The organism is Methylotuvimicrobium alcaliphilum 20Z (genome assembly GCF_000968535.2).
Classification (GTDB): domain Bacteria; phylum Pseudomonadota; class Gammaproteobacteria; order Methylococcales; family Methylomonadaceae; genus Methylotuvimicrobium; species Methylotuvimicrobium alcaliphilum.
The window spans coordinates 2,949,307-2,973,680 of sequence record NC_016112.1; the positions used below are offsets into that span (position 1 = coordinate 2,949,307).

Consider the following 24,374-nt stretch of genomic DNA (forward strand, 5'->3'; position numbering starts at 1 on the left):
TCGGCTCGGGAATTCATCAAGCCGCTGGGTGGCCTAAGCAGGATGCGCTGTCGGCAACACTCAACGCGATTGGGCTTTCTTGGCCTTAACCGGGCTATTCGGCTTCGCCTCTCTCCGCCAGTAACTCGTGCTTGCGTTGCATCAATGCTGCACCTAGAGCGTCTATGTCCACCTTGGCTTTCTTTGCCTTGGGAAACATTTTGTCCTCTACTTCCTTTACATGATGATCGAACATTTCGCCGAGCACGGTAACCGTTGCGTCGTAGTGGTCGTGTGCCGGTTCCATAGCATGTAATTGCGCGATGAGGCTCTTGACTCCGGCATGCTCTACGTGAGCTTCGTCCATCAAATCGTCGTCCTTGATGACGGCGCGAACCGCCGGGTAAAAGATTTTTTCTTCGGCTTGGGCATGGATGGTCAGCGCCAGGCATATCGCCCGAACCGCTTCTGCTTTTGCTTTATCGGTGCCGTCGCCCTTGGCGAGTTTGGCAAAATCCGCAAACAGTTTTTTTACTTTCTTGTGATCTTCAGTGAGTAACACGATGGCGTCATCATCGAGTTGCTTCGCGGGGTTAGTCATAAATTTGTCCTCAGAAATTCTAAAGGTCTGACATGGGGGGATAAAGTCACGCGGCTCTATACGGCAGCGAAATGTAGCGGGCTGTCAACCTCGCAGGACTGGCTCGGAAGTATGTCTCCGGGCGATAGTTCGTTTCGTTTGCCGGTATATTAGGACTATCTGTCCGCTAAGTCTGTTCGTTATCAAACATATACCCATCGCAGATAAAACAATCATCTTCAATGTGCGACACCGCACCGACTTTAAGACCATTTTCCCGGAAACTTTATCCTAGCTTGCATCATGATGTCTTCAATCAGCCTATTTGAATGTAAGCCAGAGTCGATGAACGATGCCGTTTGTTGTTAGGTAAAGTGGTGATCATTCGTTAAATCAGTGAGATAAAGCCGATTCCAAACAATTATTTCGAAAAAGAAACAGTCACTACTTAGGAGCTTACTATGTCTACACGATTACCGTTAGTACTATTCACTTTAACCGGTAGCCTAATACTGATGACCGGTACCGTTCAAGCCGAACAGGATAGCGTCATCTATTTGGCGGCCGACTCCAGTTCGAAAATGGACAATACCGAACGCAATGTTCGCGACAGAGATGATGCTAATTTAACCCCGGAAGATCAAAAAGAATCCAAAGGTGATATCGACATCACGGCTACCATCCGTCAAGCCGTCGTTAGGGATGAATCGCTTTCACTCAACGCAAAGAATGCAAAAATCATAACTCGTCATGGAGTCGTGACTTTGCGTGGACTGGTTGAAAGTGAAGCAGAACGTTTGACACTGCAACAAATCGCCACGCAAACACCCGGCGTAGTGCAGATAGATAATCAACTTGAAATTAAAGCGCCGTAAAGGTTCTGGAGAACGACATGAGTAAAGCAGTTTTTTGCATCGCCCAAAGTACAGAGCAGGCGGAAGGCATTGTTAATGACCTGAATGCCGCGGGTTTTTCCCACAGTGACATATCAGTTTTGTTTCCCGACAAATCCTCTACCCAGGATTTTGCGTATGAAAAGCACACCAAATCTCCGGAAGGAGCTGCTATTGGTGGGTCAGTGGGTTTAGGCACCGGCGGTGTGCTGGGTTTGTTAGCCGGAATCGGCGCTTTGGCTATTCCAGGAGTGGGCCCCTTTATCGCCGCCGGACCCATTATGGGCGCCTTGAGCGGAGCCGCAGTAGGCGCGGCCGCTGGGGGGTTGACGGGGGCTTTAATCGGACTGGGTATTCCGGAGTATGAAGCCAAACGCTATGAAGGAAAAATCAAGGGAGGTAGTGCCTTGATTTCAGTCCATACAGGAAGCAGCGAAGAGATTGATAAAGCGAAAAAGATCTTCGAGCTGGCTCATGCAGAAGACATTTCCTCAACTGGGGAAGCATCTTGCTAATCAACCTTAGTTCGGGATATACCCTTTACTGGTCAAATTTCGGCGCCGGGGTGTCCGTCAAAGGACCCAGCCCCTAAATTAGTAAGACTATTAACCATGACCGATGGGCTATGGAATTTAGGGGCTGGGTGAATACGTCCATGTAGGCTCTGTGACAGCATCCCTGCTGTCAAAGCCTTTGCCGAACACCCCGGTGCCTCCATACGTCAATGCCGAAATTTAAAGTGCGATAGGTATAAAAATACAGTATTCCAAATAGTTAAGGTGGTCTCAGGTAGCGCTGAAAGAAGTGTGCGCAGCGGGATGCTGCGCTCAAGCCTTGTATGATTAATTTGAATGAATCGTAGCCAGGAAACACTTTTCACACCACTCTCACGATCATCCTTTCCATTTCCAGTGACGAATTTCCGGCATATCCTCGCCATGCTTCCTGATGTATTGTTTGTGTTCGATGAGCTTGTCTCGCATGGCTTGCTTGGCGTAGGCAGCCCGAGCTCCCAATTGCGGGAGGCGGTCAATGACATCGCCAACCAAATGAAACCGGTCCAGGTCGTTCAATACCGTCATGTCGAAGGGCGTAGTGGTGGTGCCTTCTTCTTTGAAACCGCGCACATGCAGGTTCGAGTGGTTACTGCGACGATAGGTCAACCGATGAATGAGCAATGGATAACCGTGGAAGGCGAAGATGATCGGCTTATCCTTGGTAAAAAGTAAATCGAAATCTTTGTCGCTCAGACCATTCGGGTGTTCGCTTTGGGTCTGGAGTTTCATCAAATCGACTACATTAATCACCCTAACTTTCAGCTCTGGGAAATATTCCCGCAACAACTCGACGGCGGCCAAGGTTTCTAGCGTCGGTACGTCGCCGCAGCATGCCATGACAACATCCGGTTCGCCATCCTGATCGTTGCTGGCCCACGGCCAAATACCCAAACCAGCAGTACAGTGTTTAATGGCCTCATCCATGTCTAACCACTGCGGCGAGGGTTGCTTGCCGGCAACGATAACGTTGACATAATTGCGGCTACGCAGGCAATGATCGGTTACCGAAAGCAGCGTATTCGCATCGGGCGGCAGAAAGACACGAATGACTTCCGCCTTTTTGTTCACGACATGGTCCATGAAGCCTGGATCCTGATGACTAAAACCGTTATGATCCTGTCGCCAGACGTGCGAAGAAAGCAGATAGTTCAAAGATGCAATCGGGCGGCGCCATGGAATCTGATTCGAGACCTTGAGCCATTTGGCATGCTGGTTGAACATCGAATCAATGATGTGGATAAACGCTTCGTAGCAAGAGAAAAATCCGTGACGCCCAGTCAGCAGGTAACCTTCGAGCCAACCCTCGCACTGATGCTCGCTCAATATCTCCATCACCCGGCCATCGGGGGCAACGTGATCGTCGCCGGGCACAATTTCCGCGGTCGAACAACGGTTCGTCACTTCGAACACAGCGCCCCAGCGGTTTGAATTCGTTTCGTCCGGACTAAAGATACGGAAGTTTTCAGGGTTCCGTTTGATCACGTCGCGGATAAATTCCCCTTGCACTCGGGTGGATTCGGCCTCCACGTTTCCCGGCTTGGACACCTTAACCTCGTAGTCGTGAAAATCAGGCAGATGCAGTTGCTGTAACAAGAGCCCTCCGTTGGCGTGTGGATTGGCACTCATGCGCCGCTCTCCAGCCGGCGCCAATTCAGCCAATTCGGCAACCAATTTCCCGGTCTTGTCGAACAATTGCTTCGGATGGTAGCTTTTCAACCACTTTTCCAGAATCTTCACATGCCCCGCTTCACTCATGTCGCCCATCGGAACCTGATGCGATCGAAATGTTCCCTCGGTAGGTTTGTCATCGACTTCCTTAGGGCCGGTCCAGCCTTTCGGTGAGCGCAAGATGATCATAGGCCAATTCGGACGTTTCTTGAATCCGTTGGCGCGGGCTTCAGTTTGGATGCGTTGGATCTCGCCGACCACAGTGTCCAGCGTAGCCGCCATCAGCTGATGCATCGCCATCGGATCCTCGCCTTCGACGAAATACGGCGTGTAACCGAGGCCACGAAACATCGCGTCCAGTTCGTCATGCGGAATGCGCGCCAAAACCGTGGGGCCGGCAATTTTATAGCCATTCAAATGCAGGATGGGCAACACGGCACCGTCGTGGACCGGATTGAGAAATTTATTCGAATGCCAACTGGCAGCCAGAGGACCGGTCTCTGCTTCACCATCGCCGACGACACAAGCAACGATCAGATCGGGATTGTCGAACGCTGCCCCGTAGGCATGCGACAGCGAATAACCCAGCTCGCCTCCCTCGTGAATCGAGCCCGGTGTTTCAGGTGCAACGTGACTCGGTATGCCGCCGGGGAAGGAAAACTGTTTGAACAGCCGTTTCATCCCCGACTCATTTTGGGCGATATTGGGATACACCTCGCTGTAGGTACCCTCTAGATAGGCATTCGCCACCAGCGCGGGTCCGCCATGCCCCGGCCCGGTAATGTAGATTACGTTTAGATCATGCATCTTGATAACACGGTTCAAGTGGACGTAGGCAAAGTTTAGCCCCGGCGTCGTGCCCCAGTGCCCAAGCAGGCGCGGTTTGATGTGCGCCTGCTTGAGCGGCTTCTTCAACAGCGGATTGTCATAGAGATAAATCTGACCAACCGATAGATAGTTTGCTGCACGCCAATAGGCGTCAATTTTCCTCAGCAATTCAGGATTCAGAGTTTGTGTATTCATGGTTTATTGTCCTGTGTTAAGCGCGCCATAGGGGGATCCTCGGTGCTACGTTCTTCGGCCTGAGCGGCGCACAAGCAAGCGCCGAAGATGAAAATGCACCCGAAAAGGTAAATCCACAGCAGTAAGGCCATGATCCCGCCGAACACCCCATAGACCGCGTTCAACGTGGCGAAATCCTTGAGGTAAACAACGAAGAGATGTTCCGCTGCGTACAAAAATGCCGTAGCGCACAAAGCGGCAATCCAGACTTCGGCAAAGCGCGTGGGTCGGCTCGGAGCCAGCTGGTAAAAAAGACTTAGACTGAGAAAAACCACCAGCGAAGAGATGAAAAAGTTTCCCAAGGTATAGACCCAAGAATTGAAATCATAGATTGGAATGAGCCAATCCTGCGTCAATTTCGCCAGCACCGGCACCGCGACGCTTAAAAGTACCACGCAGACCATAATGACAAGAAAAACCAAGCTTTTAAGTGGTCGCCGCCACCAATTGGAGGTCTCGCTGCCCCATGCGCGGTTGGTGGCAGAGATCAGTGTGGTGAAGATTTGCAACGCTGCCCAAGCAAGCATGAGAAATGCCACCACTCCCATCTGACCGCGCGCTTCGACTACACCGGTCATCGCGTCAAAAATGTAACTTTCCTTATCGCCACTCATCGGAACATAAGTTTCTACATAAGCAATGATTGCTATTCCGGCCCGGTCTTGGTCAATGAAGATCGAGGCAATCGTGACAAACAGGATAACCAAAGGAAATAGCGAGAAGAATGCATAGTAGGAGAACGCTCCGGCCCACTGCGCTCCATCTATAACCGAAAACTTTTTCAGGGCAAGCCAGGGTATGGTCCAAACTCTGCTAGTCTTTTGATTGAGCCGGGTGGCAGATTCAAACGGTGCCGTCTTCCTTTGCTGTCCTGCGAGCCGCACCACCTTCACTATCTCCAAAATCAACAATGGAATGGCGCCCAAGGCGAGCAAAAGTAAACTATCGCTGAACGGCATATATGACGTCTTCAGGAAGCGACCCAGCGTTTCGTTATGCTGGCTCCACACCTGGAGGCCGAATGAAACGGCAACCACAAGCATGAGATTGATATTCGTGAATAGAGAAATACGCCACACCGGCTTGCTTTCGCTGCGAACGCCGAAGGACCGCAATAATTCAGCGAAGACCAGTACAGAAAAAGCGTAGGTGCGCGCAATTTCCGTGGTTTCCACTTTCAACATATACCAGTAAACCACGAACGCCACACCTGCCGTGAGTATACCCGTGAAGGCCATCGTACGGAGAAATTTGGGAGTCGTAATGCGCTCTGAGTGAGGGCGCGGGCTGCGATTCATTACGTCGGAATCGATGGGATCGGTAGCCAGACAAAGCGCAGGCAGACCGTCGGTCACGAGATTAATCCAAAGTAGGTGAATCGGCAGCAGCGGCGTCGGCAGGCCAATGATTACGCAGACGGTCATCAAAAGCAATTCGCCGGTGTTACCCGCCAGCAAGTATTGGAGCGTCTTGCGGATATTGTCGTAGATACCGCGCCCCTCTTCGACGGCGGCGACGATGGAGGCAAAGTTGTCATCGGTGATGATCATGTCTGCCGCCTGCTTGGTAACTTCCGTACCGGCTCGCCCCATGGCAATACCGATGTCGGCGCCTTTGATGGCCGGGGCGTCGTTAACACCGTCGCCGGTCATCGCCACGACCGCATCATTCGTTTGCCAGGCGCGAATAATGCGTAGCTTGTGCTCAGCGGTAACGCGGGCGTATACGGCTATTTCGGGCGCGTGCTGAAGAAGATCCCGGTCGGACATTTTGTCCAGCTCGATGCCCGAGACTGCTCTGTCTTCGTCTGATGCGATACCGATTTCCCGCGCAATGGCCGTTGCAGTATCGGGATGATCGCCGGTAATCATCACCACGCGAATGCCGGCTGCGCGGCATTTTGCAACAGCGTCCTTGGCTTCTTGGCGGGGTGGATCAACCATTCCCGACAGGCCCACGAATACGAGATCATGCTCCACATCGTCAGCTGTTAAGTCGGCGGCTACCGTCTTATCCAGGTCGCGATAAGCCGAACCGAGCACACGCAGGGCTTGCTGCGCCATCGCGGTATTTTGTGCGACGATGGTCTGTCGATCTTCGTCCGTCATCGGGCGAACTCCAGTGCCGGCATAAAGGTTTGTGCAGCGTTCTAACAGTACATCGGGCGCTCCGTTGATGAAGGCACGCAGTTTTCCGTCCTGCATTTTACGTATCATCGTGCTGAGTTTGCGATCGGAGTCGAAAGGTATTTCTTGTTGCTTGGGCAGTTTTCGTTCAATGCTCTCATAGTCACCGCCAGCCTTGGCGCCGGCCGCCAACAATGCACCTTCGGTGGGGTCGCCAATAACTTTCCAGTTCTCCTTTTCCTGAACCAAATGGGCGTTGTTGCAGCCAAGGATTATAGTCGCAAGTTCGAGCAACGGCGCCGCGTGCTCGACTTCCGCCTTCTTGCCCTCAAAACGTACTTCGCCTTCCGGTTCATAACCAAGGCCAGTGACCTCGTAACTTTGGTTTGCGACGTAAAGCGCACGCACGGTCATTTCGCCCATCGTCAAAGTACCGGTTTTGTCCGTGCAGATGGTCGTGGTCGATCCGAGCGTCTCGACTGCGGCCAGTTTGCGTACGAGCGCATGGCGACGGGACATGCGCAATACGCCGAGCGAGAGCGCCACCGTGACGACCGCAGGTAGTCCTTCCGGTACTGCGGCCACCGCGAGACTCACCGAAGTCAAGGATAACTCGAACAGATCCGTGCCGCGCAGCAATCCTAATCCGAACAGTAGTGCAACAATGCCCAGCGCCGCCCAAATCAGCATTTGCCCGAAAGACTCGAGTTTTTTCTCCAGCGGAGTTTGTTCCTCCTCTCCGGCCTTTTCAATCAGACCGGCAATACGGCCCAACTCGGTCTGCATGGCTGTGGCCACGACGACGGCCTGGCCAGTACCCATCGCGACGCTGGTGCCCATGAACACCATATTCTCGCGGTCGGCAAGCGGGATATCGCCTTGACCTAAAGTCACAGTCCGCTTAATCACCGCTAACAATTCACCGGTCAGCGTCGCTTCGATACACTTGAGCGAGGCCGCTTCCAAAAGCCGGGCATCGGCAGCGATCAAGTCGCCAGCTTCTAGCGCTAGAATGTCACCGCTGACGATTCCCGAAGCCGGAATCGACGTGACCTTACCATCTCGCAACACCTTGGCCTCGGGCGCGGTCATTTTCTTGAGCGCCGCGATGGACTGCTCGGCTTTGAATTCCTGGTAGAAGCCGATGACGGCGTTGAGGACGACGATGGCGAAAATCGCAATAGCATCCATCATTTCGCCCAACAGGCCAGAGACGACGCCGGCTGCGATTAGAACCCAGATGATCAGACTTTTGAACTGGTCGAAGATAATCTGCAACGGACTGATGCGCTTGCCTTCCTTCAACGCATTCGGGCCGTTGGCGGTGAGGCGAAGGCCCGCTTCCTGTACCGTTAGTCCAGCTTCTGAAGATTTGAGCTGTGCCAGCGTTTCCTCGGCGGACTGACTGTACCAGGCCTTGCCTTTTGGTAGTTCGGTGATGGGTGCTGGGGTCATGTACAGGCCCCTTCAACTGCCAGGCTTGCCCTTGGCGGGGCTTTCCTTTCGGACACTGTTCTCTCTAAGCGCGTAGCAAAACAGTACGACTGGTTCAGCCACATTCGAAAATTCCGCAACCGTAACGATAACCGCACGGAGTATGTATTTACTTCAGCGGCAATGCTTCTTGGTAACCGATTCATCTATCCAGTATCCTTGGCGATCGTAATGTTGATGCAGTTCTGTCTCATAATCTCTGGTTAGCTGAGATTCCTCCGTATATTCCGGTGATTGTTTGATGGCCTCACAGGTGAGATTAATGAAGACTGTCGATTCACTCCAACTAACCCGCTCGATCCATTTCGGTGAAACCAGGACCTTTTTTCCTGGCCACCAGTTTTGCGTATCGATGATTAAATAACGAATCGCCCAGGTCTCATCATCGATGACGAAATCCTCGACATGCCCAATATTTCCGTCAGTGGCTTGAATGTTATGCCCCATCACATCGTAAGTGCTGCGCAAATTGGGATCCCACTCTTTTTCATCTTGTTTTAGTTCTTTCCATATTTCAGGGTCATGCACAAGGTAGGGATAAGATCCCCACATGTATGTGCCGCTCCAATACATCGGCCATCCATAATACCCGTAGTAGCTCTGTTCGAATTGTCTCGAGACAGGCTTGTCACTGTCTAAGGATGGGCTGTCCTCAATCTGCTTCTTGGTCAAATTAATGGTGATGAACTGTTCTTCTTTATTCACTGCGGCCAACGCATACGGAGAGATCAAAACCCGTTTGCCGGTAAGCCAGTTGCCTGTGTCGGCGACCAAATAGCGAATCGTCCAGTACCGGTCATCGAAGTAGAATTCTTCCACTTCCCCTATTTCCCCATCGAGGCTGTGCAATTTGTAACCTTTTAGTGTTTTGACTTTGTTGAACATGGGGGTACTCCTGGTTTTTTGAGTTTGATTTTGCAATCTATTGTCGTCCGACTGACAGTCGTATTTGAAAAACCGCTACATTTTTATCTACAGTTAGCGGTCAAAGCGAGTAATCCTAACAAGAGCAGCTGGCATGTATTGAAGCCGTTCGTGCTAAGCCAAGTCGAAACATGAACGGTCTACAACACTTTCGCCAGTTTGGTGAACCTCAAACTACCCACCCTTCGACAAGGCTCTCCTGAGCAAAGACGAAGGGCTCAGGACGAGCGGTAGTTTGAGGCACTCAAATTGCTCTTTTTTAGGTTAATCAGTTTGATGCCGCTTCTTTCATGATTTTGACAAGGGTGTTTTCCACATCCCGCGCAACTATTTCCAATTGCGGCACGTTGAACATCCCCAGAAGCGTGGTCGGCTTCAATGTTGCCAGAATGGTTTTACCGCCCTCCTCGTAAATGGAAATTCGGCATGGCAGTGCGGTGGAAATACTCATGTTTTCATCGAGTACCTTCTTCGCTTGTTGAGGTTGACACACCTCAAAGATCAGACATTCGCGCGCGAACTCCACACCTTTCTTGGTCATAGTCTCTTTCAGGTTATAAACCTGCATTACGCCGAAATGATTCGCTTCAACGGCGCTCTGCAAAGCAGTAGCAGTCTCATTCACGGTTTTGTTCGTAGCTAATTGGACCAACATAGTGGTTCTCCTTTCAGGGCTAATCGTTTGCTTTCTGGTTTGTTCAATCTGTACATTAATGATCCCCTCGTTATGGCCGAACCCACCCGCTACAAACCGTTAACCAGATAATGGCCGTATTGCATCAATCGCAATCAATTGACCAGCCGCTCCGGCTAGGTTAGTTAACGCAAGAGGACTTATTTTTATTACCACATGATAATTACTCCTTTTTGATCGAAAAACCGTCTAAGAATAAAAGGTATGGGATGTGTCTATCGAGGACCGCCGTAAATCCATCCATGGAGGCTTGACGACAGCTCGAACGCCAAGGATGGCGTGTATTAGGAGCAATTGCCGAGGAGCAAAAATCTGCCCTCCTGCCGACATCCTCGCTAGCTACACCTCATACCTTCATAAAGTTAGTCATTATTTGATTATAAAAGGAGTAGTTAGCCACGATCGGATAACTATATAACTGAAGCAGAGAATGACATTGCCCACTATTTGAATTAATACACTCAACATTGAACTAGGTCGGCCCTCTGTGTCAATATACCTGAGACACCGCCCCATGCATTAATTAGGGAACATTTTCGGAGAAAATCTCATGACTGACACAACCGTACAAGCTATTCCTCATGCCGCGGCGAACGCGGAGGACACGCAAGACGCCCGTAGGGCGGCTGAAGTGTCCTCCGCGTTCGCCGCGGAACCTTCCCGCATCACCAGCGAAGTGCTTGAAAAGGCCGCCCGCCGGACGTTTACCGCCGAATACAAAGAGCGCATCTTGACCCAGGCTGATGCGTGTAGCGAACCGGGCTGCATCGGCAAGTTGCTGCGCACAGAGGGATTATATTCCTCACATCTCAGCAAATGGCGCAGCGAACGTGAGCAGGCCATCCGCGCCGGTCTATCCAAGCCGCGTGGCCGCAAACCTTCGGACAAGAATCCGTTAGCCGCTGAAAATGCTCGTCTGCAAGCCGAAATTCAGCGTTTGCAGGCATGCCTAACACAGGCGGAGGCTATCATCGATGTCCAAAAAAAACTTTCGCAACTGCTGGGCTTGTGCGAGATTCCAGCCCACACCGGGAGAGCATCATGAAGGCCACGCTTGAACTCAGCCGTGAGGTTGGCGTTAAGGCCGCCTGCGAGGCGCTCAACTTCAACCGTGCCTCGTTTTATCGCGCACAACAAGATCGCTCTTCGTGGCCGGTCGAACGTCCGCGCCCGCCGCTGGCACTGAGTACGGACGAAGAGCTACACGTCCTGGCGCATCTGCACAGCGAGCGTTTCATGGATTGCTCGCCTTATCAGGTCTATGCGGCGCTGCTCGACGAGGGCGTTTACCTGTGCTCCATCAGCACCCTCTATCGCATCCTGGTGCGCCACCAGGAAGTGCGCGAGCGCCGCAACCAGCTTCGTCGTCCCAACTACACCAAGCCCGAGTTACTCGCCACTGCGCCCAACCAAGTATGGTCATGGGATATCACCAAACTCAAAGGCCCGGCCAAATGGACGTATTTCTACCTCTACGTCATTATCGACATTTTCAGCCGCTGCGTGGTCGGCTGGATGGTAGCGCACCGCGAATCCACCGAGCTGGCTAAGCGACTGATTGGCGAAAGCTGTACTCGGCAAACTATCCGTGAAGGCCAATTGACTATTCACGCCGACCGCGGCAGCAGTATGACCTCCAAAGGCGTCGAGCAACTGCTGGCTGACCTGGGCGTGACCAAAACCCATTCACGGCCCCATGTCTCCAACGACAACCCGTATTCCGAGGCGCAGTTCAAGACCTTGAAATACCGACCGGGCTTTCCGGCTCAATTCGGCGCTATCGAAGATGCCAGAAGCTTTTGCGGAACGTTCTTCGACTGGTACAACCATGACCACTATCACTCCGGCATTGCACTGTTAACCCCGGCCAGCGTTCACAGCGGCCAAGCCGTCGAGATAGTTACGCAGCGCACGCAAGTCCTGCATGCCGCATTCGAGCGCAATCCGGAACGCTTCAAAAACCGCCAACCCCATGCCCAAGCCGTACCTGAAGCCGCTTGGATTAACCCGCCCCCTTCACGGACGGCAAATGAGGCTCTCGACCAGGAAAACTAAACTCACAATCTACACTAATTTTTTATTATGGGTGTCTCAAAATCATTGACATATACCGCGGTGCGGCAGCGAACATATCCAAGCACGACCACAGTGTGGTTTTCCAGTTAGCCCATTTATCCGATAGCTGCGTTACCTTCCGAAGTTCAGGTAAAAGCAGATATATACTCTTCGGTAAATGTCTTTACTCAATGATGCAGTCTTATGTTCGATAACGTACGGACATTATTTGATATTTGGGTTAACGTAAATTTCATGTTTGTATAACATCGCACCCCGTTAATGCTCAATCATACCAAGCTACAAATCGCTTTTAAGGAATTGGGCGAGAGTAGGAAAGCATTATTTCCTGTTGTAGCCGTATCTGTTTTTTGTGTACGACACTGGCAAATAACACCAGTGCGGCTTACATACAGCGTCTGTCGCTTGATCCTGAGTGTGGTAAAGAGGTCTATATGTTATCGTCATCTGTGGTGGGTTTTGTTGGAGGGCTAGCTTTTGCCGTTTCCCAGCAAGCCGCACCATTCGACTGAAGCTAGCCCCTAATGGGGAATGGAAAAAACAATAACGCTGATTGAAATAGCGCGAAATTATCATAAACCAAGTGGAGAACTAAAAATGAGCTGGAATCGAATAGAGGGTAATTGGAAGCAATTCAAGGGTAAGGTTAAGGAAACATGGGGCGATTTGACTGATGATGAAATCGATCAAATCGCCGGTAAACGCGATATTCTTCTTGGCAAAATCCAAGAGAAATACGGGATTGCGCAAGACGAAGCTGAAAAGAAGGTCAAAGACTTTGAGGATTCGCTCGATTGACCTTGATATGCGGCCACTATAACATTAACCGCATTCTGCGATAACTCAACAACCACCGGCTAAAAGCCGGTGGTTTCGATTAACAAATTGAAAATCCGAATACGGCGTCAATGCAGTATAAGCGAGCCAAGATTTTTCGCGAACGCTGAAATGGGTTCGTCCCATTTCAGCAGTGAAAAAGGTGAACAAGGATGCCCAGGATCACAATTACCGGCTAAAAGATTATAAATACTCAGGACGGATGATGAACTCGCTCCTGTATCCGAAAGGCTATCACCCAACACATATAAACTGGAAAAAGATGCCGCTCCGGCAGAGCCGCTTCCAAAAAATAACATCCATATTATTGTAATAACATACTTTTTGTTGTTTATTGTTATAGCTCCGGTAGAAATAACGGTGATTTAATTAAGTGCTCGATCAATCTTTGTAAGCCAAGAAAAACATCGTCCCTCGGTAAAATTGTTCTAAGCTCCTAATGTAGGAAAAAACAGGGGAAATTATTCTAAAAAAGCGCTATTTAAAACTTAAGAAATTGAATTTAAAGGGATTTAAACGACTATGCCGAGCAAATTTCGACTTTCATCCAAGAAGACATATAAATATTTGATTTTATTTGTGCAATGTTTACTTCACTGAATCAAGAAACTCTCCCAAAAAAAGTTTCATACTCGGCTTATCCGACTTAGTCTGAGCGCTACATACAAAAAATCGACCTCTGACACTGTACGCTAACCAATATAGCCACTTTCACTGTGCAAATGCATAGCTAGACTTTGTTCGTTTTGCTACGTACATCGCCTCATCGGCGCGCTTGATCAAATCGAATACGGTGATACCGTCTTTCGGACAAATCGAGATACCAATACTCGGTTTGATGATGAGTTCCCCTATGCTGAGCTGACAAGGTACTGCAATAACATTCGTGATCTTTTCCGCAATGATCTTGACGTCATTAATGTCTCCAAACTCCATCAGCAAATACAAAAACTCGTCCCCCCCGTAGCGGCTAACTGTATCGACTTCGCGAGTACCCTGTTCTAACCGTTGGGCAATGATTTTTAACACGGCATCCCCGATTTCATGTCCGTGCGTATCATTAATGTCCTTGAAATTATTAATATCGACGAACATCACTGCTAAATTCCAACCATGGCGTTTGGCCTGGGCTAATCCATGCTCCAGCCGGTTGACAAACAGCTCGCGGTTTGGCAAACCGGTCAAAGGATCATGAAAAGCCGCATGCCGTGCGGCTATCTCATCTTGGGTGACCATGTTCAGCCGTTGTTTCAATAGGTGGTGCACATCAACCTCTACCTCCAACGCCTGATTCACTGCTGATAACTCGTCTACTGCTTGCCCCATCTTGGCTTCTGTCGCTTCGTTCTTTTCAAGTAGATCTCCAACATCTGTCGGTTGATTATGAGTACCGGCTATTTCCTTACGAGTTGTGTTGACTGACGACAATTCTTCGACACACTCCTCTACCAAGTCTTTTATGTCTTCGCTTTGCTCGAGCAGTCCGGTCAGAGACTTGGTCTGTAATGCCTTTTCAGGAGTTTTTAACTTTGGGTTGGTTTTCATGGTCGATATTTCTTTTCGGCTTGTTGTGTAATGATTGGTTATGCCGACCGGTAGCCTTTCAGTCAGACTGGAAACGATCAAGTTTTTTATTGTGTGCAAATAAGTCAATGCCGTCTGTACGATAGCAAACATAACTGAATTGAGCACAACTTCTATAGTTCTCATCGAACTAGCGACCTATCAACTCCTTTTATCCTGAAAAATCGTTCAACATAATTGAAGGTGCGGTGTGTGTTTGGCGAGGATATCGGCAGCAGGGCAGATTTTAGCTCCTCGGCAATTGCTGAGTTACAAGGATGGTGTGAACGCAGTAAATGCAGGAGCATAAGAAGCCCGCCCGATTTTTTGAGCAACGATTCTTTTAGTATGTTCGCTAACGAACCGACACTAGCAAGTTTTACGATTAGGATTGGCTTAGGGTTTTGGTGAACATACATCCTTACCCTGCAATGATGATAAGGAAAAACGCCACCGACGTTTAGCAAATCCTTCTTCATTTAAATTTTTCAGCTTCTATACCTTTCGCACTTCAAATTTCGGCAGCGCCTAAGGAGGGACTGGCATAAGAGCCTACAGGGACGCATTCACGGCGTCCTTTGACGGTTACCCCGGCGCCGAATTTTAATCTACGATTAGGTATAACAGCCTCAATAAACCATTCACAACCGAGACTGCCGATAAGTGTGTAGACGATTATCACGTATGTGATTCAAACCCATCGCTTAAGGCGGATAATTTGGAGATTTAGCCATGAAACAATTTATTAGATTATTTACCGCATCTATTTTGGCCCTGACATTATTGTCAGCGGTCGGTTGCGCGACGACAGAAAAACGTTCAGGAACCGGTGAATATTTTGACGACAGCGTCATCACCACTAAAGTCAAGGCACAGTTATTAAATGAGCCCAATCTGAAATCCGCCCAGATCAATGTTGAAACCTTCAAGGGCGTCGTTCAACTTAGTGGTTTCGTGAACTCCCAGGCCGATATTAATAGAGCGGTCGAAATTGCACGTAGCGTCAATGGCGTACAGTCGGTTAAGAATGACATGAGACTGAGATAAGGAGCTCTAACATGGAAACATTTGACAAAGTATCACAATCAGCTCATGAGGCTTTCGACAAGATGGCCGATGCAACCAGCCATGCGGCAGAAGCAATCGGTGAAAAAGGAGAGCAATTTAAAAATGCTGAGCAGCAAATGGTCAAGAATTGCCGCGGTTATATCCGCGAGTATCCGATCATGTCAGTGGGTATTGCGGCAGCGGCTGGCTTTTTGCTAAGTCGGCTATTAAGCAAATCACCCTATTAACCCATCAAGTATCATGAGCCAACAAACCACAAACTTATGTCGATTCAAATTCAGGAGTAATCCATTGTGGAAACCATAGACAAAGCAGCCAGTTCAGCGCATGAGACTGTCGACAAGATCGCCAATGCAACCACGCATGCGGCTGAAGCCCTTGGCGATAAAGGTCAGCAACTGAAAAATGCAGAACAGCAATTACTCGAAAATTGTCGATGTTATGTCCGCGACAATCCAATAACTTCTCTGGGTATTGCGGTAGCGACCGGTTTTTTGTTAAGTCGCGTCATTAGCGGCCGTTAGATCTCTTTTCATGAACGCTAATGCAAAGGATGAGGCTATAGAACAACAAACTTCCTCGCGCGCCTGCCCACCTCCAAGTGAAACCGCCATTCTGGAAGACACTCAATCGCTATGGCATGAATTACATGGGCTTGCGTATGATCGTTTAAGACTCGCTACGCTTGAGACACAGCGGGCGGGTCAGAGTCTGGTGACCATGATCATTTCAGGAGTGATGATTGCTCTTTTTCTGAGTAGCGCATGGCTGGGAGTCATGGCGGTAGTGGTAGTGGAACTAATCGAAAAAGATGTCACGTTGAGTAACGCCATTCTCCTTGCCGTCGTTGTCAACTTGCTGATCGCGTTGGTTCTCTTTAACGTGATACGCCTGAAGGCACGCGATCTGGGATTTCCAGCAACTCTCCGCAGTCTTCAACCGAGACACAAGCCATCGGGGAAAGGCGTGGAGTCATAATGGTTGTCTATCGTCAAAAACAAAGTGTGTCTAGATCGCTGAAGCATCGGATCAGAGATGCGGAGGCGCAATTATTGAATCGTCAACGGAAAATCGATACACGCTCTGCAACGCTTATCCGGGATATCCGCCTACAAATAACCGCTCCGTCAACCTTGCTGTTGGCGGGCGGCATCGGCTTTATCATTGGCGAACTCACCAAGCGTCAAGACCTGAAATGCCGAGACACCACCGACAAACCGGTCGCTGCCGAGACATCACCGCTGAAAACCGCGCTGAGCCTTATGGGTTCGATGCGCACTTTATACACGGCCCTATTACCTTTAGCATGGATAATAAAATCCTATCACCAACCGGGCGAAACCAAGTCACGGGAATAGCCTAACGCTTCGACGGGATACCCAAATGATTGACGCTAACTCTTTTTGCCCGCGTAAAGCAACAATACTCCGCCGACTACAATTGCCGCCACGCCTGCCCAAACCGGTACATTGACCGTTTCGGTATCTTTAACCGTTAGCTCCAAAGGGCCAAGCTTGGCCTGCTGGGTTTCCTTGGTATAGCTGAACTGGCCATACGCTAAACCCAAGATTCCGGCTATGACCAGCACGATTGCGATTATCTTGATTGAATTCATTTCGCCCTCTATTCATACTAAAATATCGTTCGACTTCGTTAATAAATCCTAGTTATACCTTTCGCACATCAAATTTCGGTAATGCACGAGGAGACGCCGGAGTGTCCGACAAAGGCTTTGCCTCAGCATGGATCTGGCATAGAGCCTAAATGAACGTATTCATGGCGTCCTTTGACGGACACCCCGGCGCCGAATTTTGATCTACGATGATGATATATGGACTCCTCACTCTGTATCAGGCTCTGCCATAGCTTGGTTTCTTTTAGACTTTCGATAAAACAGGGTTTCCATTACGATGGCTGCAGCCTACAAGACTCTTCGGCCTTGTATGACGCGCAACACGATCAAAACAACCGCGAGTACGATCAGAATGTGAATGAATCCACCCATGGTATAAGAAGAAACCAGACCCAATGCCCAGAGGATGATTAAAATAATCGCTAGTGTTTGAAGCATTGTAATTCTCCATTGAAATTAGTTATTTGTCGGCGATAAAAATTGAAATCGAACCAACGTTTCGGTAAGCCGCCATTTTCCGGCTTATTGTATTCGTATCAATCGTCATCAAGCTCGTCCTTAACATCTTCCTTTGCATCGCCATAACCCGACTGGACTTTGCCGATGTTCTTTTGAACTTTTCCTTCAATCTCCATGCCTTCGTCGTCAAATACCTTGCCGGCAACTTCTTTGGCTTTGCCCTTGGCCTCTTCGACTCTGCCTTTTACTTGATCTTTGTTCATGAGTGTCTCCTTATTAAAATAATATAGCCATGAATAAAGCCCAGTATCGAAACTTTATATGACTGAATATAGATACTACCTATAAAAACGAGAATAGTCGGTGCGGTAACGAACAGATAGTTATCTCTACAAGATAGATAATAAAAACTTGGCATGTAAGATATCCAATGATGTACGCGCCGTAATATTATGTTAAATCTAATGCTTACCATCAAAATCTGTATCCTCTACCTAAAAAAACGAGAGGAGCTAAACGGTTAACAAATGGTTGTGATTGGTTGCATGAATTTAGAAGTTTAAAAAATCGATTATCGACGGATCGACTTGCTAACCAACAACTAACGACAGAGTTAGTCGGATCATGAAACATTGATCCGTTATCACTTACCATAAACCTGCCGCGCATTCACACACAGAATTCTGTTATTAAAAAGCTGTCTGTGCTATTATTCGCGTTTTTTAAATTTAGGACCAAGTACATGGCAAAAGAAGATCAAATCGAAATGGAAGGCAAGGTTGTCGAAACCCTACCGAATACGATGTTCAGGGTTGAACTCGAGAATGGGCATATCGTCACCGCACACATTTCCGGAAAAATGCGTAAACATTACATCCGTATTCTGACCGGAGATAAAGTTAAGGTAGAAATGACGCCTTACGATTTAAGCAAAGGAAGAATTACCTTCCGTATGCGCTAATCCCGCGCAAGTGCGGGATTAGCGAACGATAACCGCTAACTTTTTTCAGAAACAGTCAATTCCTTACTTTCTATTGCAAAAGCCAGCTCATTGTTTTCGACATAGATTCGGACATTCCCGCCCCGCACCAATTTACCAAACAATAAATCATTAGCCAGCGGTTTCTTGATTTTCTCCTGAATCAAACGCGCCATCGGCCTTGCACCCATTTTCGGATCGCAACCGTTTTCGGCAAGCCATAATCTCGCTTCAGATTCCAACATCAGCGTGACATGCTTCTCGGCCAACAAAGCCTCCAGTTCGAAGATAAATTTATCGACGACATGACCGACAATCGAAATATCCAGCGGCTTGAACTGAATCACTGCATCCAATCGATTACGGAATTCCGGAGAGAAACTTTTTTCGATCACCTTCATGCTATCCGAAGCATGATCCTGCGAGGTAAACCCGATTGATGCGCGACTTCCCTCTTCAGCACCGGCGTTTGTGGTCATAACCAATATTATGTTACGAAAATCGGCTTTGCGACCGTTATTGTCGGTTAGCGTGCCATGATCCATCACTTGCAACAGCAGATTGAAAACATCAGGATGCGCTTTCTCTAACTCGTCCAATAAAAGCACGGCGTGAGGATGCTTAGTCACTTGCTCGGTTAACAATCCGCCTTGATCGAAACCGACATAACCCGGGGGCGCACCGATCAGCCTCGATACGGTATGGCGCTCCATATATTCGGACATATCGAAACGAATTAACTCGACGCCCAGTACTTTGGCTAATTGACGAGTGACTTCGGTTTTACCGACGCCGGTCGGTCCTGCGAACAAAAACGAACCGATCGTTTTTTGCGCATCCCTAAGCCCGGCACGCGACAGCTTAATAGCTGAAGCGAGTGCCGAAATCGCCTCGTCTTGACCGAAAACCAGCATTTTGAGATTCTTTTCCAGCGCCTCAAGCTTTTCTACGTCATTGGATGAAACCGATTTAGCCGGTACTCTGGCCATTTTCGAAACGATTTCCTCTATTTCCGGCGAATCGATAATCGGTTTACGCTGATCGGTTGAAAGCAAGCGTTGACGGGCTCCTGCCTCATCGATGACATCGATGGCTTTGTCTGGCAGATGCCGGTCGGTAATATAACGGTCCGATAATTCGGCGGCCAAACGTAAAGCATCCGCAGTATATTTAATATCGTGATGTTCCTCGAAACGCGACTTCAAACCTTTCAGAATCAGGATGGTATCTTCGACCGAAGACTCGACAATATCGATTTTCTGGAAACGGCGCGCCAATGCATGATCTTTTTCGAAAATTCCGCGATATTCCTGGTAAGTTGTCGAACCGATACAACGCAACTGGCCGGAAGCCAATACCGGCTTAATCAGATTGGACGCATCCATAACCCCGCCGGAGGCAGAACCCGCGCCGATGATCGTGTGTATCTCGTCGATAAATAATATCGCTTCCGGCTGCCTTTTTAGCTGATTAACTAATGCTTTCAAACGTTTTTCGAAGTCGCCTCGATATTTGGTGCCGGCCACCAATGCGCCTAAGTCCAGTGAATAAATCACATTACCCATGAGCACATCAGGAACCTCTTCCTCGACGATTCGTTTTGCCAAGCCCTCGGCAATCGCGGTTTTTCCGACGCCGGCTTCTCCAACTAACAATGGGTTGTTTTTACGCCGGCGGCATAGCACCTGTATGGTTCTTTCAACCTCGAGTTCGCGCCCAATCAGCGGATCGATCTTACCGAGCCTCGCTTCCTCATTCAGATTAGTCGCATATTTTTCCAACGGACTTTCGGATGTATCGCCGGCCGCACTGCTCGTTTCCGGATCTCTTTCCATATCGCGCTCTCGCTCCGTCTCTAGTTTCGAAACACCATGGGCCAGATAATTGACGACATCGAGACGGGTTATATTCTGTTTATTCAACAAATAAACCGCTTGCGAGTCCTGCTCGCTAAACAATGCAACAAACAAATTGGCACCGGAAACTTCTTTCTTATCGGTCGCCTGGACATGGAACACCGCCCTCTGCAATACCCGTTGAAAACCGAGTGTCGGTTGCGTCTCGCGCTGCACTCCTTCGGGAATCAACGAAATCGTATCATCGATAAACTGCGTCAGTTCATCGTGCAGCTTTTTGAAATCGCACCCACAGGCCCGTAGCACCGCGACGGCACTGGCATTATCCAACAAGGCCAACAGTAAATGCTCGACGGTAATAAATTCATGCCGCTTTTCGTGAGCATTCTTAAAGGCGAGATTTAAAGTAATCTCCAACTCTTTGCTTAACATATTTCCTCCGACCTACGCGATTTCCATCGAACACATTAAGGGATGGTGATGTTCCCGAGAATATTCGTTGACCATGCATACTTTTGTTTCCGCGACATCCTTAGAATAGGTTCCACACACACCCACTCCCTGAGTATGCACCTGTAACATAACTTGTGTCGCTTTCTCCTCGGACATATTAAAAAACTCCATTAACACTTCAACGACAAAGTCCATCGGCGTGAAGTCGTCATTCAATAAAATAACCTTATAAAGGGGCGGCTTTTGCAACTGAGGCTTAGTCTCTTGAAGAGCCAGTTCGCCATCATTGTCTTTTAACGGGTCAAAATCAGACATACTTTTAACAATTCTAAAAGAATCAAAACGACTTAGAGTTTACCATAGTGAGCGCGCCTGTAAATTTCAATCTTTCACAACATAAATTCACCAAATAAAGTAAAATGTAGCGCTTTTTATAAACGAGTTTGCCGATGGTCTGGAAACCCCATGTCACCGTTGCAGCGATCATTGAAAACGACCGACGTTTTCTGCTCGTCGAGGAAGAAACATCCAACGGACTCGCATTCAACCAACCCGCGGGGCATTTGGAAAAAGGCGAGGACTTAATCAACGCGGTTAAACGTGAGGTTACCGAAGAAACCGCCTGGCAGTTTGAACCTGAATACATCGTTTCAGTTCAATTATGGCGAAGAAACCCGGAAAGCCCCAGTTTTCTGAGGGTTTGTTTTGCCGGCCAATGCCATTCTTTCGACCCCAATCAACCATTGGATGAAGGCATCATCGCGACACACTGGCTATCCCGCGCCGAAATCGCCGCCAAACACGATCGCTTACGCAGTCCGCTGGTCATGATCGGCATTGATGAATTCCTCTCGGGGAAACGCCATCCATTAACTTTATTAGAATCCTTTATCGATTTGGATGCATGAGTAAACACATTATCGTAGGCATGTCAGGCGGTGTCGACTCTTCCGTAACCGCTTTGAAACTGCTTGAAGAAGGCCATCGAGTCACCGGCCTATTCATGAAAAACTGGGAAGAAGACGACGGCACCGAATATTGCACCGCAATGGCTGATTTGGCAGATGCTCAACAAGTCTGCGACAAACTCGGCATCGAATTGAAAACCGTCAATTTCGCGGCCGAATACTGGGACGAAGTGTTCGAAGTCTTTTTATCCGAATTCAAGGCCGGACGCACGCCGAATCCGGACATCCTGTGCAACAAGCATGTCAAATTCAAGGCCTTTTTGGATTATGCGCTCGAAGACCTCGGCGCCGAACATATCGCGACAGGTCATTACGCGCGCGTCCGCGAACAAGACGGCGAGTTCCAGTTATTGAAAGGCTTGGACCCTAACAAGGAACAAAGCTACTTCTTGTATGCGATGGGCCAGAAAGCCTTGTCCAAAACATTGTTTCCGATCGGTCATCTGCACAAACCGGAAATCCGCGCCATCGCCGAAAAGGCTGGGTTCGCGAACAGCCGCAAGAAAGACAGCACCGGCATTTGTTTCATCGGCGAACGTAAATTCAAGGACTTCCTGCAGCGCTACCTGCCGGCCCAACCCGGCGAAATGCGCACGCCGAAAGGCCAATACATCGGGCGGCACCACGGCCTGATGTATTACACGATGGGACAGCGCCAGGGACTCGGCATCGGCGGCGTCAAAAACGCGCCGGACGAACCCTGGTTCGTACTGGACAAAGATCTCGACAACAACGTACTGATCGTCGGCCAAGGCCACGAACATCCCTTGATGATGCACACCACGCTCGAAGCCGGACAACTCGACTGGTGCGGCAACACGGGGCTGACCGAGACGCTACGCTGCGCCGCGAAGACCCGTTATCGACAGCCAGATCAGGACTGCGTCGTCGAACCGCTGGACGACGGAAACCGCGTCACAGTCCGTTTCGATCAGCCGCAACGCGCGATCACGCCGGGCCAGTCGGTCGTGTTTTACGACGGCGAAGTCTGTCTAGGCGGCGGCATCATCGAGACCAGAAAGATGGAACGTAACTATTCAGCGCATGCGGTAGGTTGGTGTCAGGCATGACTTATGCTGAATAATTACGATGGAACATTAATTTTTTGAGTTTTATTTTCAGGATACATCAACAATGACCCATACCGCCCTTACCGCCATTTCCCCGATCGACGGCCGTTATGCCGGCAAAGTCGAAGCCTTGCGCCCCATCTTCAGCGAATACGGCCTGATCCGTTTTCGCGTGCAAGTCGAAGTCCGCTGGCTGCAAGCCCTGGCCAAGCACCCACAAATTCCGGAAGTTCCCGCTTTTAGCGAGAACGCCGACAGAATACTGAACGATTTCGTCGAACAATTTTCCGAAGCGGATGCACAGCGCGTCAAAGACATCGAAAAAACGACCAACCACGACGTCAAGGCGATCGAATATTTGCTCAAAGAAAAGATCGCCGGCAACGCCGAACTTGAAAAAGTCAGTGAATTCATTCATTTCGCATGCACATCGGAAGACATCAACAACCTCTCCTACGCCTTGATGCTTAGCGAAGGACGTCAATTAATCATCGGCCAAATCGACCAATGTATTGAAGCGATCCGCAGGATAGCACACGACACGGCCGCACAACCGATGCTATCGCGCACACATGGCCAATCGGCCACCCCAACCACGGTCGGCAAAGAATTCGCGAATGTCGTTGCGAGAATGCTGCGCCAAAAAAAACAACTGGAAGCAGTCGAACTGCTCGGCAAGATCAATGGCGCGGTCGGTAATTACAATGCGCACTGTATCGCCTACCCCGACGTCGATTGGAGCGAATTTTCGAAGAACTTCGTCGAATCGCTAGGCCTAAGCTTCAATCCGTACACGATACAAATCGAGCCGCACGACTACATCGCCGAATTCTTCCATGCGCTGTCGCGTTTCAACACGATCTTGCTCGACTTCGACCGGGACGTTTGGGGTTATATCTCGCTGGGCTATTTCAAGCAAAAAACCATCGCAGGCGAAGTCGGCTCGTCGACGATGCCGCACAAGGTTAATCCGATCGATTTCGAAAACTCCGAAGGCAATCTCGGCATCGCGAACGCTGTATTTAGCTTTCTTGCCGAAAAACTCCCGATTTCCCGCTGGCAACGCGACTTAACCGACTCGACAGTACTGCGCAACATCGGCGTCGGCATCGCGCATACCAGTATCGCGATTCAATCGACGCTGAAAGGTATTTCAAAGCTAGAACTCAATAGCGATGCGCTCGAGGCCGACCTGAACGCGAATTGGGAAGTGTTAGCCGAACCGATTCAAACCGTGATGCGCCGTTACGGCATCGAAAAACCCTACGAAAAACTGAAGGAATTGACGCGCGGTCAACGCATCACGCAGGAACAAATGCGCACGTTCGTCGAAGGACTAGATATACCGCAGGATGCGAAAAATGCGCTGCTTGAATTGACGCCGCGAGCGTATACCGGTTACGCCGAGCGATTAGCTCGAACTATTTGAAATTCC

At 49.4% G+C, this 24,374-nt stretch carries 24 protein-coding genes; 13 read left to right on the plus strand and 11 right to left on the minus strand.

The window, feature by feature from the left end:
- Nucleotides 1-94 precede the first annotated feature (94 nt).
- On the minus strand, nt 95-580 hold the full coding sequence (locus tag MEALZ_RS12565; protein WP_014149018.1) for a hemerythrin domain-containing protein: 486 nt from the start codon (nt 578-580) through the stop codon (nt 95-97).
- Between the two features lie 440 nt (nt 581-1,020).
- Here MEALZ_RS12565 and MEALZ_RS12570 point away from each other — a divergent pair, with 440 nt between their 5' ends.
- Nucleotides 1,021-1,434 carry a BON domain-containing protein gene (locus MEALZ_RS12570; protein ID WP_014149019.1) on the plus strand — a complete coding sequence of 138 codons (414 nt, stop codon included), beginning with the start codon at nt 1,021-1,023 and terminating at the stop codon, nt 1,432-1,434.
- A 17-nt stretch (nt 1,435-1,451) separates the two neighbouring features.
- On the plus strand, nt 1,452-1,967 hold the full coding sequence (locus MEALZ_RS12575) for a hypothetical protein (protein ID WP_014149020.1): 516 nt from the start codon (nt 1,452-1,454) through the stop codon (nt 1,965-1,967).
- A gap of 378 nt (nt 1,968-2,345) precedes the next feature.
- Here MEALZ_RS12575 and MEALZ_RS12580 read toward each other — a convergent pair whose 3' ends face one another.
- From MEALZ_RS12580 to MEALZ_RS12595, 4 genes are all read right to left on the minus strand, one after another.
- Nucleotides 2,346-4,700: a phosphoketolase family protein gene (locus tag MEALZ_RS12580; protein ID WP_014149021.1), complete on the minus strand. Its 2,355-nt coding sequence runs from the start codon at nt 4,698-4,700 to the stop codon at nt 2,346-2,348.
- Nucleotides 4,697-8,320: an HAD-IC family P-type ATPase gene (locus tag MEALZ_RS12585; RefSeq protein WP_014149022.1), complete on the minus strand. Its 3,624-nt coding sequence runs from the start codon at nt 8,318-8,320 to the stop codon at nt 4,697-4,699. Before MEALZ_RS12585 ends, MEALZ_RS12580 begins: the two co-directional genes overlap by 4 nt.
- A 153-nt stretch (nt 8,321-8,473) precedes the next feature.
- The gene (locus MEALZ_RS12590; RefSeq protein WP_014149023.1) at nt 8,474-9,244 is read right to left on the minus strand and encodes a PRC-barrel domain-containing protein; all 771 of its coding nucleotides are present in this window, start codon (nt 9,242-9,244) and stop codon (nt 8,474-8,476) included.
- A gap of 307 nt (nt 9,245-9,551) precedes the next feature.
- Complete coding sequence (locus MEALZ_RS12595; RefSeq protein WP_014149025.1) at nt 9,552-9,938, minus strand: DUF302 domain-containing protein; 387 nt, start codon at nt 9,936-9,938, stop codon at nt 9,552-9,554.
- 589 nt (nt 9,939-10,527) lie between these two features.
- Between MEALZ_RS12595 and MEALZ_RS12605 the strand changes: the two genes are divergently transcribed.
- A protein-coding gene (locus MEALZ_RS12605) for an IS3 family transposase (protein ID WP_408607020.1) occupies nt 10,528-12,032 on the plus strand; the annotation gives its coding sequence in 2 pieces (ribosomal slippage) (nt 10,528-10,966 and nt 10,966-12,032; 1,506 coding nt in all).
- 618 nt (nt 12,033-12,650) lie between these two features.
- Entirely contained in the window at nt 12,651-12,851 is a 201-nt protein-coding gene (locus MEALZ_RS12610) for a CsbD family protein (RefSeq protein ID WP_014149027.1), read from the plus strand.
- 750 nt (nt 12,852-13,601) lie between these two features.
- On the opposite strand, the gene MEALZ_RS12615 is transcribed toward MEALZ_RS12610, so the two are convergent.
- Complete coding sequence (locus MEALZ_RS12615; RefSeq protein WP_223842302.1) at nt 13,602-14,435, minus strand: GGDEF domain-containing protein; 834 nt, start codon at nt 14,433-14,435, stop codon at nt 13,602-13,604.
- Between the two features lie 750 nt (nt 14,436-15,185).
- On the opposite strand from MEALZ_RS12615, the gene MEALZ_RS12625 reads away from it, so the two are divergent.
- From MEALZ_RS12625 to MEALZ_RS12645, 5 genes are all read left to right on the plus strand, one after another.
- Nucleotides 15,186-15,500 carry a BON domain-containing protein gene (locus tag MEALZ_RS12625; RefSeq protein WP_014149030.1) on the plus strand — a complete coding sequence of 105 codons (315 nt, stop codon included), beginning with the start codon at nt 15,186-15,188 and terminating at the stop codon, nt 15,498-15,500.
- Between the two features lie 11 nt (nt 15,501-15,511).
- On the plus strand, nt 15,512-15,748 hold the full coding sequence (locus MEALZ_RS12630; RefSeq protein WP_014149031.1) for a DUF883 family protein: 237 nt from the start codon (nt 15,512-15,514) through the stop codon (nt 15,746-15,748).
- Between the two features lie 66 nt (nt 15,749-15,814).
- The gene (locus tag MEALZ_RS12635) at nt 15,815-16,045 is read left to right on the plus strand and encodes a DUF883 family protein (RefSeq protein WP_014149032.1); all 231 of its coding nucleotides are present in this window, start codon (nt 15,815-15,817) and stop codon (nt 16,043-16,045) included.
- A 10-nt stretch (nt 16,046-16,055) separates the two neighbouring features.
- On the plus strand, nt 16,056-16,499 hold the full coding sequence (locus MEALZ_RS12640; RefSeq protein ID WP_014149033.1) for a phage holin family protein: 444 nt from the start codon (nt 16,056-16,058) through the stop codon (nt 16,497-16,499).
- Entirely contained in the window at nt 16,499-16,879 is a 381-nt protein-coding gene (locus tag MEALZ_RS12645) for a hypothetical protein (RefSeq protein WP_014149034.1), read from the plus strand. Before MEALZ_RS12640 ends, MEALZ_RS12645 begins: the two co-directional genes overlap by 1 nt.
- A gap of 35 nt (nt 16,880-16,914) precedes the next feature.
- On the opposite strand, the gene MEALZ_RS12650 is transcribed toward MEALZ_RS12645, so the two are convergent.
- The 3 genes from MEALZ_RS12650 to MEALZ_RS12655 all read right to left on the minus strand — a co-directional run bounded on the left by MEALZ_RS12650 (nt 16,915) and on the right by MEALZ_RS12655 (nt 17,876).
- Entirely contained in the window at nt 16,915-17,136 is a 222-nt protein-coding gene (locus MEALZ_RS12650) for a hypothetical protein (RefSeq protein WP_014149035.1), read from the minus strand.
- 306 nt (nt 17,137-17,442) lie between these two features.
- A complete protein-coding gene (locus tag MEALZ_RS22730; RefSeq protein WP_014149036.1) occupies nt 17,443-17,592 on the minus strand; it encodes a lmo0937 family membrane protein in 150 nt (49 codons plus the stop codon).
- Nucleotides 17,593-17,690: 98 nt separating this feature from the next.
- A complete protein-coding gene (locus MEALZ_RS12655; RefSeq protein WP_014149037.1) occupies nt 17,691-17,876 on the minus strand; it encodes a CsbD family protein in 186 nt (61 codons plus the stop codon).
- Between the two features lie 479 nt (nt 17,877-18,355).
- Between MEALZ_RS12655 and infA the strand changes: the two genes are divergently transcribed.
- Entirely contained in the window at nt 18,356-18,574 is a 219-nt protein-coding gene (infA, locus tag MEALZ_RS12660) for a translation initiation factor IF-1 (protein WP_014149038.1), read from the plus strand.
- 35 nt (nt 18,575-18,609) lie between these two features.
- On the opposite strand, the gene clpA is transcribed toward infA, so the two are convergent.
- Together clpA and clpS are read right to left on the minus strand one after the other, a co-directional pair.
- The gene (gene clpA / locus MEALZ_RS12665; RefSeq protein WP_014149039.1) at nt 18,610-20,880 is read right to left on the minus strand and encodes an ATP-dependent Clp protease ATP-binding subunit ClpA; all 2,271 of its coding nucleotides are present in this window, start codon (nt 20,878-20,880) and stop codon (nt 18,610-18,612) included.
- Between the two features lie 12 nt (nt 20,881-20,892).
- Nucleotides 20,893-21,216 carry an ATP-dependent Clp protease adapter ClpS gene (clpS, locus tag MEALZ_RS12670; protein WP_014149040.1) on the minus strand — a complete coding sequence of 108 codons (324 nt, stop codon included), beginning with the start codon at nt 21,214-21,216 and terminating at the stop codon, nt 20,893-20,895.
- Between the two features lie 134 nt (nt 21,217-21,350).
- Here clpS and MEALZ_RS12675 point away from each other — a divergent pair, with 134 nt between their 5' ends.
- The 3 genes from MEALZ_RS12675 (at nt 21,351) to purB (ending at nt 24,368) form a co-directional block, all read left to right on the plus strand.
- Nucleotides 21,351-21,809, plus strand: coding sequence for an NUDIX hydrolase (locus tag MEALZ_RS12675; protein ID WP_014149041.1), 459 nt, complete (start codon nt 21,351-21,353; stop codon nt 21,807-21,809).
- A complete protein-coding gene (gene mnmA, locus MEALZ_RS12680; protein ID WP_014149042.1) occupies nt 21,806-22,939 on the plus strand; it encodes a tRNA 2-thiouridine(34) synthase MnmA in 1,134 nt (377 codons plus the stop codon). The genes MEALZ_RS12675 and mnmA overlap by 4 nt, the downstream gene beginning before the upstream one ends.
- 64 nt (nt 22,940-23,003) lie before the next feature.
- Nucleotides 23,004-24,368: an adenylosuccinate lyase gene (gene purB / locus MEALZ_RS12685; protein WP_014149043.1), complete on the plus strand. Its 1,365-nt coding sequence runs from the start codon at nt 23,004-23,006 to the stop codon at nt 24,366-24,368.
- The last annotated feature ends 6 nt before the right edge of the window (nt 24,369-24,374 follow it).